Origin of the sequence: Parahaliea mediterranea (assembly GCF_017255185.1) — a bacterium.
Taxonomy (GTDB): Bacteria; Pseudomonadota; Gammaproteobacteria; order Pseudomonadales; family Halieaceae; genus JAFKCZ01.
Genome location: NZ_JAFKCZ010000001.1, coordinates 57510 through 70086, shown reverse-complemented (window position 1 = coordinate 70086; position 12577 = coordinate 57510). Strand labels below are relative to the sequence as shown.

Here is a 12577-nt window from a genome sequence, read left to right as displayed (position 1 = left end):
GTTTGGCCGAATGAATTCGGCCCTACAGGGTGGGTGGGGACGTCCGGACGCGTTCGTTTGGCCGAATGAATTCGGCCCTACAGGGGTGGGTGGGGACATCCGTGCGCGTTCATTTGGCCGAATGAATTCGGCCCTACAGGGGTGGAGGGGACATCCGAGCGCGTTCGTTTGGCCGAATGAATTCGGTCCTACAGGGGTGGTGGGGGCATCCGTGTGCGTTCAGGCGACGTATCACAGCCACGCGGTTTTGCCACGCTGGCGCCACCGCATATACTGTCACGTTTGACTCCCAGCCGCTGTATCAGGTGATCCATGGAAACCATCCACGTCCGCGGGGCGCGCACGCACAACCTCAAGAACATCGACCTGGATATTCCCCGGGACAAGCTGGTGGTGATCACCGGCCTGTCGGGCTCGGGCAAGTCCTCCCTGGCCTTCGACACCCTCTACGCCGAGGGCCAGCGGCGCTACGTGGAATCCCTGTCGACCTACGCGCGGCAGTTCCTGTCGATGATGGAAAAGCCGGACATGGACCACATCGAGGGCCTGTCGCCAGCGATCTCCATCGAGCAGAAATCCACCTCCCACAACCCGCGCTCGACGGTGGGCACCATCACCGAGATCTACGACTACCTGCGCCTGCTGTTCGCCCGCGCCGGGGAGCCGCGCTGCCCGGACCACGGCGTCAGCCTGGAGGCGCAGACCGTGAGCCAGATGGTGGACAGCGTGCTGACCCTGCCCGAGGGCAGCAAGCTGATGCTGCTGGCGCCGGTGGTGCGCGACCGCAAGGGCGAGCACCTGCATGTATTCGAGGAACTGCGGGCCGCGGGCTTCGTGCGCGCCCGCATCGACGGCATCGTCACCGACCTCGACGACGTGCCGACGCTGGACAAGAAGCGCAAGCACCGCGTCGAGGTGGTGGTCGACCGCTTCAAGGTGCGCGAGGATCTCAAGCTGCGCCTGGCGGAATCCTTCGAGACCGCCCTGGGCCTGACCGACGGCCTGGCCACCGTCAGCTACATGGACGGCGACGGCGAGGACATCATGTTTTCCGCCCGCTTCGCCTGCCCCCAGTGCGGCCACAGCATCGACGAACTCGAGCCGCGCATGTTCTCCTTCAACAACCCCGCCGGCGCCTGTTCCAGCTGCGACGGCCTGGGGGTCAAGCAGTACTTCGACGCCGCGCGCATCGTGCTGCACCCGGAGGCGAGCCTGGCGGAGGGCGCCATCCGCGGCTGGGACCGGCGCAACGTCTACTACTTCCACATGCTCACCAGTCTCGCCGAGCACTACGACTTCGACATCGACACGCCCTTCGACAAGCTGAAGAAAAAGCACCAGAAGGTGATTCTCCACGGCAGCGGCAAGGAGGAGGTGGCCTTCTCCTATGTCAACGACCGCGGCGACGTGTTCAAGCGCACCCACCCCTTCGAGGGCATACTGCCCAACATGGAGCGGCGCTACCGCGACACCGAATCGCAGTCGGTGCGCGAGGACCTGGCCAAGTACCTCTCCACCCAGCACTGCCCGGACTGCGACGGCACCCGCCTGCGCCGGGACGCCCGCCACGTGTTCGTGGACGAGCGCAGCCTGCCGGACATCACCGGCATGTCGGTGGGCGACGCCGAGCTGTATTTCGAGCGGCTGAAACTGGGCGGGCGCCAGGGCGAGATCGCCGACAAGATCCTCAAGGAGCTGCGGGCGCGCTACCGCTTCCTGGTGGACGTGGGCCTGAACTACCTGACCCTGGACCGCAGCGCCGAGACCCTGTCCGGCGGCGAGGCCCAGCGCATCCGCCTGGCCTCGCAGATTGGCGCCGGACTGGTGGGGGTGATGTACATCCTGGATGAACCTTCCATCGGCCTGCACCAGCGCGACAACGAGCGCCTGCTCAACACCCTCACCCACCTGCGCGACCTCGGCAACACGGTGTTGGTGGTGGAGCACGACGAGGACGCGATCCGCACCGCCGACCACGTCATCGACATCGGTCCCGGCGCCGGCGTGCACGGCGGCCGCATCGTGGCCCAGGGCACGGTCAAGGACATCATCCGCCACAAGGACTCCCTCACCGGCGCCTATCTCTCTGGCAAGCGGGCCATCGAGGTGCCGGCCAAACGGGTGCCGATCGACCCCGAGCGCCTGCTCAAGCTGTCCGGCGCCCGCGGCAACAACCTGCAGGGCGTGGACCTGGAGCTGCCGGTGGGCCTGCTGACCTGCATCACCGGGGTGTCCGGCTCGGGCAAGTCCACGCTGATCAACAACACCCTGTACCCGCTCGCGGCCACCGCCCTGAACGGTGCCACCACCCTCAACCCCGCGCCGCACGGGAGCATCGAGGGCCTGGACCTGGTGGACAAGTGCATCGATATCGACCAGAGCCCCATCGGCCGCACCCCGCGCTCCAACCCGGCCACCTACACCGGCATCTTCACCCCGGTGCGCGAGCTGTTCGCCGGCACCCAGGAGGCGCGCTCGCGCGGCTACAAGCCGGGCCGCTTCAGCTTCAACGTCAAGGGCGGGCGCTGCGAGGCCTGCCAGGGCGACGGCGTGACCAAGGTGGAAATGCACTTCCTGCCGGATATCTACGTGCCCTGCGACGTGTGCAAGGGCAAGCGCTACAACCGCGAGACCCTGGAAATCCGCTTCAAGGGCAAGAACATCCACGAAGTGCTGGAAATGACCGTCGAGGACGCGCTGGCCTTCTTCGACGCGGTGCCGGCCATCGCCCGCAAGCTGCAGACCCTGATGGACGTGGGCCTGTCCTATATCCGCCTGGGGCAGGCGGCGACCACCCTGTCCGGGGGCGAGGCCCAGCGCGTGAAACTGTCCCGCGAGCTGTCCAAGCGCGATACCGGGCAAACCCTGTACATCCTCGACGAGCCGACCACCGGCCTGCACTTCGAGGACATCCGGCAATTGCTGGAGGTACTGCACCGCCTGCGCGACCACGGCAATACGGTGGCGATCATCGAACACAACCTGGACGTGATCAAAACCGCCGACTGGATCGTCGACCTCGGCCCCGAGGGCGGCTCCGGCGGCGGGCAGATCATCGCCACCGGCCAGCCGGAAGACGTGGCGAAAGTGAAGGGCTCCTATACCGGGCAATTCCTGGCGCCGCTGCTGAAGCGCAAGGCCCGGCCGAAGGCGCGCAGCCGGGCGGCCTGAGCCCGGGGACGGGTGCCGGCTCAGCCGATGCTGGAGTCCGACAGCCCGGGCGTGCGAACGTCCACCATCAGCTTGGGGCCCTGCCGGTGCAGGCGCACCACCGCGGCGCCCTCCAGGCGCCGCCGCTGGATTCGCTCGCCGTCGACAAAGGTGCCGTTGGCGCTTCCCAGGTCCTCCACCCACCAGTGGCCGTGGTCGAGGTAGAACCGCGCGTGTTGCCTGCTGACGCGCTTGTCCTCGAGGTGGATGACGTTTTCCGGGGCGCGGCCCACGGTAAACTCGCTGTCGAAGCGGCGGGTCTGTCGCCCGGCCTGCCAGTCGGTCCAGCTGACGGCGATAATCCCGCTGTCGCCGACGTCGGTCAGCGTCGACTGGGTATCGTCCAGGCCGTAATCGGGCACCAGGCCCTCGGGGGTAATATCGTAGCGCCAGGCCAGCGCGATGACCGCGGGCAGTAACAGCAGCCCCACCCCGACGAAGGATCGCACGCTCCAGTCCGGCAGCCCGAAGGCAGGGAAAATATCGGCCACGCCCTGGGCCAGCAGCCACAGGGTCACCAGGTAGACACCCGCGGCACGAATCACCCGCCGCCGCGACAGCTCCACGATCAGCCGGCTCAATTTGGGCAGTAAGCTCACCGCCGCCCCTCCTCGTTACGCCGCCGCGCCCGCCACTGCCGCAAACGCTCAATGGCACCCTCGTAACCGAGTTGCGCGGCCTCGTCCTGGGCCTCGAACTGCAGTATACCAATACCCTCCAAATGCAGGTTGAGATACAGATCCGCCAGGCCCCGCTCCAAATTCCGGTGGCGATTCAACGACGACCCGACCATCAGTGAGTCCATGATGGTCTGGACAATGCCCGGCGAGCCACCGCGCGCCATTCGCCGCCAAAGGCGGCTTGCCAGCAGCCGCCAACCGGAGACCTCGGCCTTGAGTTCCGCCGCGGCAACCGGACCGCTGGGGGCGGAAACATCCACCGCGATAATCTGCCCGAATGGATTCATCTCGCGCATGACGTCCACCGGCAGATTGTTGAGTACGCCACCATCCACGAGGATTTCCCCGCGGTACGACACCGGCGGCAGCACTCCCGGGATACTGATGCTGCCGCGTATCGCCCGCCAGGCGCTGCCCCGGTCGTGCACCACCGCCCGCGCCCGGGTAAGGCTCGTGGACACGCAGAAAAAGGGCAGCCAGAAATCCTCGATCCGCCAGTCCCCCGTTTGCCGTTGAATAGCCGTATTGATCTGCCGCCCGCTCGCCAGGGCCACCAGGGGCAGGGTGTAATCAATCAGCTTGCGCCGGTAGGCCTGCCGGCAGCGCTGTTTCACCTCGTCATAGCCGGCGCCCTGGGCCACCATCGCCGCGACGGTGGCGCCCATGCTGCTGCCGCCGACCATGTCGATGGCGATACCGAGTTCCTCCAGCGCGCGCAGCACGCCCAGATGGGCAAAGCCGCGCGCCGCGCCGCCGCTGAATACGACACCCACGGCATTGCCGGTCAAGAGCCTGGCCAGGCGCCCCAGGTCACCGGCATGGCCGCGGCGCACGTGGTAGATGGCGGCCGCGTCACAGCACCGCAACCACTGCTGGGTCTGTCGCGGGCGATCGGTGCCGGGCGGGTGCAGCAACACCAGGCGCCAGCGCATGCGCGGCCGGGCCAGGTGCGCATCCAGCGCCCGCAAATCCGCTGGCCGGCTGGTGTCCGCCACCACCACCACGGTATCGCTGTGACGCACGCAGTGGGCATTCCAGGCCGACCAGCCGGCCTCGCCCTCGTACAGCAGGTAGCGCCAGCGGTCCTCCTGCTGGCGCAGCCACTGGGTGAGCTGCAGGCGGGTGACACCGCGCTCGTCCCGGAGCACGCTGTCGTCGGCCCGCAGCTCCCGCAGCACATCGCCGCGGCGTATTCTCAGGCAGGAACCGTAGTGTCCACAGGCGGCCTCGAGCTCCGCCACCCAGTTCGACAAGCCCACCTCGCCGGAGGCGCCGAGCAGGCAAATGCCGCGCACCGGCGGGCTGGACGCCGGATGGGAAACCCGACCGCCGGGGGATACCCGGTCGCAGACGATACGCGCCAGCTTGTAGACCGCCTTGCTGTTGCGCTGCAGCATCAGTTCGAAACAGGCCGGCGACAACAGCACCAACTCGCAGTCGCGCGCCGCGTAGACCGTGTCGCCGTGCACGCGGGCGGTCAGCAGCGCGGTTTCGCCAACCGTTTCGCCCTCCAGCACGCTGCCCACGACCCGCTCCTCCCCGCTATCGCCGAGCGCGACGATCTGCAGGCGCCCCAGCAACAGCAGGTAGGCGCCGCGGCAGTCGTCACCGGCCCGGTACAGGCTGTCGCCGCTTTGCAGGCTGATCCAGGTCAGCTCCCCCTGGATGTCCCGCATGACATGGGGCAGGATCGGACCAAAGGGGCCAAACAGGCGGTCCAGGTAAATTTGCAGGTGCTCCAGGCGCCAGTGCCGCAGGCTGTCCCGCGGGGACTTATCGGACATCGAATCTGCGCTCATGGCCACGGCGCCCTCCGCGGGAGGCATAATTGCCTGGGACGATTCCCAACCAGTATAGCCTCGCTCCCGCCGCGCACCCGCTGCCCCGCTCGCGTGCTACCATCCACGGTAATGTACCCGGGAAACTGCCATGGCGCGCCTGGACCTCTACGTCAACTACAGCCTGCAGGCCTCGATCAAGCTCGAGGGCGACCGCATCGAGTTGGGTCGCGACCCGCAATGCGAGGTACAACTGGCCGATGCGCGGGTGTCGCGCCGGCACGCCACCATCGCCGCGCACCAGGGCGCTCACACCATCGAGAACCTCGGGCGCAACGGCACGCGGGTCAACGGCGAGCCGCTAACGGCCCCGCACCGCCTGCGGGCCGGGGACGCCATTTTCATCGCCAGCAATATCCTCATCTACCAGGCGGACGGTGCGCCGACCGAAGAGGCACTGGCGACCCAGCTCGACCTGCCCGCCGACTAGTTGCCCGGGAACCAACACCGTCGCCCGAAGTGTTGGGATTTCACACGGCGAACCGGCCGGGCAGCGCCGACCGGCACCGCCAACCACCGGGCAAGCACCCACTGCAGTAAAAAATTTCTCCTTGTTTTTCAATAAATTAAAAAAATTATTCGATACCAGCCCCATCTTGGCACGGCCTCTGCAATAAGTCTGGTGTGAACGGGAAAGACGTTCATAAACACAGGCTTTCAAGCACACCGAGAGGAACCGACCATGTTGAAAATGACCGATCTGACTGTAAGCAAGGAACTGGAGCGCAAGGAAATGCACGAGGTGCGGGGCGGTTTTGACCCCTTCGCCATCCTGGCTTCCACGTCCATCAGCAACAAGGTAGCCGACGTCGACCAAATCTTCGGCTTCAAACTGGCCCAGGGCAATGCCGGCGAAGTGACCAACAACCAGGCCATCGGCGGTGGCAACGGCGTGATCTACGCGCCGGTGGACCAGACCCAGTCGCAGTACAACGACATGTACCTCGACCACATCGGCAACACCACAGTCGGCGGCGGTTTCAGCAAGTAAACCCACCGCGCAACTGAACAAGCCGGGGCGGTTCGCCGCCCCGACCCACACCCCCAGGAGATTACGATCATGCTGAAATACAACGACCTTTCCGTCAGCAAGGAACTCGAGAGCAAGGACATGCGCGGCATCAAGGGCGGTACGCTGGCACAGGAGCGACTGTCCGCCCTGCTGGACTTCTCCACCCGCGTGGACAGCCGCGTGGCGGACGTGGACCAGGCCTTCGGCTTCGGACTGTCCCAGGCCAATGCCGGCGCGGTCACCAACAACCAGGCCATCAGCGGCGGCAACGGTGTCGTGTACGCCCCGGTGAGCCAGCACCAGACCCAGAGCAACTACATGGACCTGTTCGATATCGGCAACACCTGGGTCAGCTAGGACCGGCGTCACCGCGACCGTGGCGCGAAGGCCTCCGGGCCTTCGCGCTTTTTTGTGCAAACCCGCGCGGGGCGGCGCTGTTGACGCTGTCGGGGCCATGGTCTAGCTTTTTTTGGTAGCCCTTCCGCTATGTCTTTTGCTGTCTGGCCCGCGCCTTACCGAGAGATCGACGGAATCGGAGTATGGGAAACGTGATGGTACAGCGGCAACCCGAACCCCGGACCAACTCCAGCCTTCGGGGGGCATCCGCTGCCCGGTTTCTGCGGCAATTCATTGGCGGTTCGCTGATCGCGGGAATTGCCGCCTGCGGCAACCTCGCCGGCCCGGACTACCAGCGCCCGGACTCCCCGGGCAAATCCACCTGGCGGGACGGCCTCGGGGTCGAGGTGGCCGACGAGTACTCGGTGCGGCCGGACTGGTGGCGCGGGTTCAATGATCCCTACCTGGACCAGCTGATACAGCGGGCCCTCGACAACAACATCGACCTGCAGATACTGGGCGCCCGGATCGGGGTCGCCGAGGCGGCCATCGGGCAGGCCAACGCCGCGCGCCTGCCTACCGTGGATGCGGCGCTGGGTGCGAACGCCCAGCAAAGCGGCGGCGGACAGGCCGTCACCAGCTACAGCGGCGCCACCGCCATCGGTTGGGAGCTGGACATCTGGGGCAAGCTGGAAAAGGGCGTGCGGGCGCAGGAAGCGGAGTTGCGCGCCACCGGCGCCGATTGGCGCGCGGGCTACCTGACGCTGATCTCCGATCTTTCCAGCCTCTATTTCACCCTGCGCCAATACGATGAACAACTGTACCGGCAGCGGCAGGCCCTGGTCCGCAACGAACAGATCGCCGGCATCTACCGCTCACTGCACGACGAGGGGGTCGCGCCGCAAACCCGTGTATTGCAGCAGGAGGCGGAAATCGATGCGCTGCGCAACGGCCTGCTGGAACTGGAGCGCCTGCGCACACTGGCGGAAAATGCCCTCGCCACCCTGCTCGGAATGCCGGCGGGCGAGCTGCGGGTCCCAACGGGCAACCTGAGCGACGATATTTCGCTGGTCGCGGTACCCGGCGGCCTGCCCTCGGACCTGCTCACCCGTCGCCCCGACATCGTGGCCGCGGAATACCGCGTACTGCAGGCGCACGAACTGGTGGGACAGGCGCGGCTCGCCAGGCTGCCGTCCTTCAGCCTGACCTCCGGGCTCGGCACCACCAGCGGTGACCTCAGTGGATTGCTGCAGTCATGGACCCTCGGTCTGCGGCCGACCATCAGCATCCCGATCTTCGATCCCGCGGTCAGCGCGCGCATCAAAGTCAGCGAGGCCTCCTCCAGGGTGGTGGAACAGGAATACCGGCGGACCGTGATCCGCGCTTTCGAGGAAGTGGAAAACGCGCTGGTGAATCTCGACGCCCGCCGGCAACAGCGGCAACAGATTGTCGCTTTGCGCAACAAGCTGCAACGGGTCGCCGCCGAGGTGGAAGCGCAGCTGCGCGAGGGCCTGGTATCACAGCTGGAAGTGCTGGAGTCGCAGCGCTCCCTGCTGTCGGCGGAACTGGCATTGCTGTCCAATCAACGCCAGCTACTGGATGACACCGTCCAGTTGTACAAGGCATTGGGCGGTGGCTGGCCTGCAGAGCAAGTTCGCGCCGCCGACGCCCCGGGCAGCGTGAACTAGATGCGGCTGATACTTAAACCCCAGTCGCGCGATGGCCTCGATGACATTGTCATCGACAACGGCCTGTTTGCCGTGGGTCGCGCCGAAGAGCCCTTCGCCTCCTATGCGCCCGCGGTGACCGAGCACCTGTCCCGGCGTCACGCCCGCATTTTCATCGAGAATGGCGGCGCCTATATCGCCGATCTCGGCAGTCGCAACGGCACCCGCCTCAATGACAAACAGGTCGAGTTCAGGCCAATGCGGCTGTTTCCGGGGGACACTCTCTGTTTCGCCAATCAACTGGCCTACCGGGTGGACATCCTGGACCAGGAGCAACATGCGGCCAACGAGGCGCCTGCGCCGGTGCTGGAGCTGCTGCCCCGGGCGGGGGAACCGGCGCTGGAACCCATCGTGGTAACCGGGTTTCCCTTCCTGGTAGGGAAACACGAGCAGGCCTTCCAAACCGGGGGTGGGGAAGCCGCGCGGCAGCTCGACTTCCTCTCCCGGCGCCACGCCCATATATTCAGCCGCGGCGGCCAGCTCTACCTGGAAGACCTCGGCAGCACCAACGGCACCACCCTCAACGGCGAGCGCCTGGACGAACACGCGCGCCCGCTGGCGAGCGGTGACCTGCTCGGCTTTGGCGGCGACCACTTCCAGTATACGGTGCGGCTGCGCGAGCGCGCCGCGGGGGAGTCCGGCGATGACTCCGCCGGCGCCGGCCCGGCGGCGGAGGGTAACACCCGCTTTATCTCCGCGGCGGATTCATTCCTGGATATATTCTGCGTCGAACTGGATGACCGGGCCGAGGCCGGCGCCGCCTCCGCCGAGCCAGCGGCGCCATCCGGCGCGGTTGCCGACCATCGCCGGGCCGGCCCCATTCGGCGCGCGCGCCTGTTGCTCGGGGAATTCCGCGAGGCCCTGGCCGGCGCCCCCACTCACACGCGACGGGGGCGTTTCGCCCTTCCCTTTCTGTTGGCGCTGGCACTGGCCGGCGGCATCGCCTACCACTACCTGCAACCAGAGGAGGCGGAAATCCGGCAACTGCTGGACAGCGGGCAGGCAGGCCTGGCGGCGCGCCGGGCGAACGAGGCCCTGGCACGCGCGCCCGACTCGGAATCACTGTCGATTCTGGCCAGTCGCGCGCTGCTGCGGCACCTGGTGCCGGACTGGCAGCAACGGCTGTCGCAACAGGACTACGCCGGCGCCCGGCAGCTGGTGCACGGGGCCGCTCCCCTGGCCAGCCACTCCCCGCGCAACGACAGCTTGCTCGACCTGCTGGAGTGGATCACCCAGTTGCAGCAGTTCGTGGACCGCCGCGGCGGGCTCGGCGCCCCGGTGGGACTGTACGACGACGGCGATCGCCTCGAACAGCTGCTGGAGTGGTGGGACCGCGACCGGGTGGCGCATCGCAGCGCCATGGGCATGATTGCCGAACAGGTGGCGACGTTCGAACCGATGAACCGGGAGGTGTTCAGCCAGCTGCGCAGCCTGCGCAACGACCGTTCGGTTTACCTGGCCGCCGGCGACAAGCTCAAACAGCGGGTGGAGGCGGCGCTGGCCAGTGGCGATGCGGCGTCGCTGCGCGATGAACTCGCGGATTTCGAGCGCCAGTACCCGAGGCTGGGCGGCATCGACACCCTGCGCGCCGACCTGGAGCAATACCTGGCGGTCGAGGCCGCGGTCAATGACGGCGAGCTGGTGCGGGCCGCGGGGCTGGTGGAGCGGTCGGCGTTTTCCACCCCGCCCTTCCAGCGCCAGGTAGAGGCCCTGCAGTCCCGAACGCTACCCTCGGCCGACATTCTCGCGGCCTATGCCACCGCCGCGAGCGACTGGCGCGACGGCGAACTCGAACGCGCATTGGATCAGCTGGAGTGGCTTCGAAACCAGCCCGGAGGTGACTTCGCGGCGCGGCAGTTGCAAGCCAAACGGCAGCTCATCAGTGATTACGCTACACTGCAAACATACCGGGGCGGATCTGAGTACGGCGACCGCCTGGTGCGTTTCTACAGCCGCCTCGACCCGGACCGGGACCGACACTTCGTCGCCGCCCTGTCCCGCGACTTTCGCGCCCACCGGGGCGCCGCCCGCCAGCGCGCGGATGAAGCATGGCAAAACGCGGACCGCGCCTGGCGTGACTACCGCGAGCGCGGCGGCATACGTGGCCTGCTGAGGCTGGAGGAGAGTGTGTCAGACGAATTCGAGCAAAAGTCTGTCCTGCTGCGCGACGCGTTCTCTTCCGCCGCCACTGGCCGGCAGGTGTATCGGCTACTCAGTGTGCGCGAAACCGCCGGACAAACCTCGCTATACGCCGACATTGTCGCCGAGCTGAACCTGCAACGGCGCTCGCTGGAACAACTCAGCATGGTACTGCCGCCGGCCCTGCTGGATGCAAAGCTGGCCCTGCTGCCCGTGAGCAATGGCGCGCAACAAACCGCGGCCCCGGAACGGAACCCGTAAATGGACACGGGAACGGGACTCAAGCCCCTGAGCGAGGCACTGGAGGATCACAGCTCGGAGGGCATCGCCATCCTCGCCGCGGAGCCCTCGCGGATGATCTTCTGGCTGATTGCGCTGATGGTGGGCCTGCTGCTGTCCGCCCTCGCCTGGTCCTTTGTCGGCCGGGCCGACGTCATTGTCAGCGCCCCGGGGCAACTCGCGCCCAACTCCGAGGTCCGCCGTTTTTACGCCCCCATCGAGGGCGAGCTGGTGGACATCTTCGTTTCGGAAGGGCAACCGGTGTCCGAGGGCGATGTGCTGGCGCGGCTCAACGCGCGCGGCGCCATTCAAGTGGCCGCCAATGCGCTGGAAGCCGAGTTGCAGTTGGCCAACGCCCGCCGTGAAACCCAGCGCTTCCCGGCGCGCAAGGAATTGATGCAGCGCCAGGCCAGGGCCTTGGAGCGGCAGATCGACATCGCCCGTGCCGAACACGAGAAGCGCATCGCCGAGGGCATGAGCAAGCTGGCCCAGTCACAACAGGCAAAACTGGAGGAGGCGCGGGGCAATCTGGATAAAACCCGCCGCGCCCTGGAGGTCGCCGAGGACGAGCTGGCGCGCTACCAGCGGCTGTTCGCGCGCGAGGGCGGCGGCGGCATATCGCGCAACCAGGTCGAGGAGAAGCGCAGCGAATTGCTCGCCGCCCGCGCCAATCACCAATTGGCCGAGGCGCGCCTGGGGGAGATGGAGTTTCAACTCAGTCGCGAATATGCCGAGGCACAAGCCGCGTTGGAGGGCAGCGACCAGCAGCTCACCGAACTGCAGATCGAACGCGACAACCTGCTGGACACCATGGCCTACGAGGAGCAGAAGGTCGCCACTGAACTGCGGCGGGCCGAACTCGAGGCGGAGGCGGCTTCGCGCGTGACCTTCGACAACATCGACGAGGATAATTTCCTGCGTATCCTCGCCCCGGAGACCGGAGTGATCACCGAGGTGGCCTACACCCAGCCCGGCGACAAGGTGCAGGCCAACACCCCCCTCGGCGGCATCGCCGCCACCGATGCCGAACCGGTCCTCGAAATCGAGGTGGCCGAAGCCGATCGCGCCTTCCTGGAAGTCGGGCAACCGGTAAAAATCAAATTCAATGCCTTTTCCTACCAGCGCTACGGCTTCATCAGCGGCACCCTGGAATACATATCGCCGGTCACCCGCAGTTCCGGGGCGGGCCAGGCCGCCGCCTACCGCGCGCGCGTCAGCCTGGCCAGGACCTACTTCGACGTGGGGCAGGAGCACATACCGCTGCGCTATGGCATGCGCGCGACCGCGGAGGTGGTGGTGCGCGAACGGCGCCTGATCGACCTCGCGCTGGACCCCTTCCGGCGCCTGAAGGGCTGA

Annotated in this window: 9 protein-coding genes; 7 read left to right on the top strand and 2 right to left on the bottom strand. The window is 66.7% G+C overall.

What is annotated here, in order from left to right; translation table 11 throughout:
* The first annotated feature begins 312 nt into the window (after positions 1–312).
* Positions 313–3171 carry an excinuclease ABC subunit UvrA gene (uvrA, locus tag JYP50_RS00345; RefSeq protein WP_206558467.1) on the top strand — a complete coding sequence of 953 codons (2859 nt, stop codon included), beginning with the start codon at positions 313–315 and terminating at the stop codon, positions 3169–3171.
* Positions 3172–3191: 20 nt separating this feature from the next.
* On the opposite strand, the gene JYP50_RS00340 is transcribed toward uvrA, so the two are convergent.
* Complete coding sequence (locus JYP50_RS00340) at positions 3192–3809, bottom strand: FHA domain-containing protein (RefSeq protein WP_206558466.1); 618 nt, start codon at positions 3807–3809, stop codon at positions 3192–3194.
* Entirely contained in the window at positions 3806–5674 is a 1869-nt protein-coding gene (locus JYP50_RS21930; protein WP_206558465.1) for a patatin-like phospholipase family protein, read from the bottom strand. The genes JYP50_RS00340 and JYP50_RS21930 overlap by 4 nt, the downstream gene beginning before the upstream one ends.
* Before the next feature lie 145 nt (positions 5675–5819).
* Between JYP50_RS21930 and JYP50_RS00330 the strand changes: the two genes are divergently transcribed.
* The 6 genes from JYP50_RS00330 (at position 5820) to JYP50_RS00305 (ending at position 12577) form a co-directional block, all read left to right on the top strand.
* Positions 5820–6158, top strand: coding sequence for an FHA domain-containing protein (locus tag JYP50_RS00330; protein WP_206558464.1), 339 nt, complete (start codon positions 5820–5822; stop codon positions 6156–6158).
* 252 nt (positions 6159–6410) lie between these two features.
* Positions 6411–6719, top strand: coding sequence for a hypothetical protein (locus tag JYP50_RS00325; protein ID WP_206558463.1), 309 nt, complete (start codon positions 6411–6413; stop codon positions 6717–6719).
* A gap of 69 nt (positions 6720–6788) precedes the next feature.
* Positions 6789–7097 (top strand): hypothetical protein, encoded by a 309-nt coding sequence (locus tag JYP50_RS00320; protein ID WP_206558462.1) that lies wholly within the window; start codon positions 6789–6791, stop codon positions 7095–7097.
* 182 nt (positions 7098–7279) lie between these two features.
* Positions 7280–8764, top strand: a complete 1485-nt coding sequence (locus JYP50_RS00315) for an efflux transporter outer membrane subunit (protein WP_206558461.1) — start codon at positions 7280–7282, stop codon at positions 8762–8764.
* A complete protein-coding gene (locus JYP50_RS00310) occupies positions 8765–11203 on the top strand; it encodes an FHA domain-containing protein (RefSeq protein ID WP_206558460.1) in 2439 nt (812 codons plus the stop codon).
* On the top strand, positions 11204–12577 hold the full coding sequence (locus tag JYP50_RS00305; RefSeq protein WP_206558459.1) for an HlyD family efflux transporter periplasmic adaptor subunit: 1374 nt from the start codon (positions 11204–11206) through the stop codon (positions 12575–12577).

What these genes read in the sequence shown, in the direction of transcription:
- uvrA (WP_206558467.1), top strand. Translation starts at nt 313, where the DNA reads ATGGAAACCATCCACGTCCGCGGGGCGCGCACGCACAACCTCAAGAAC.
- JYP50_RS21930 (WP_206558465.1), bottom strand. Translation starts at nt 5,674, where the DNA reads ATGTCCGATAAGTCCCCGCGGGACAGCCTGCGGCACTGGCGCCTGGAG.
- JYP50_RS00330 (WP_206558464.1), top strand. Translation starts at nt 5,820, where the DNA reads ATGGCGCGCCTGGACCTCTACGTCAACTACAGCCTGCAGGCCTCGATC.
- JYP50_RS00325 (WP_206558463.1), top strand. Translation starts at nt 6,411, where the DNA reads ATGTTGAAAATGACCGATCTGACTGTAAGCAAGGAACTGGAGCGCAAG.
- JYP50_RS00320 (WP_206558462.1), top strand. Translation starts at nt 6,789, where the DNA reads ATGCTGAAATACAACGACCTTTCCGTCAGCAAGGAACTCGAGAGCAAG.
- JYP50_RS00315 (WP_206558461.1), top strand. Translation starts at nt 7,280, where the DNA reads ATGGGAAACGTGATGGTACAGCGGCAACCCGAACCCCGGACCAACTCC.
- JYP50_RS00310 (WP_206558460.1), top strand. Translation starts at nt 8,765, where the DNA reads ATGCGGCTGATACTTAAACCCCAGTCGCGCGATGGCCTCGATGACATT.
- JYP50_RS00305 (WP_206558459.1), top strand. Translation starts at nt 11,204, where the DNA reads ATGGACACGGGAACGGGACTCAAGCCCCTGAGCGAGGCACTGGAGGAT.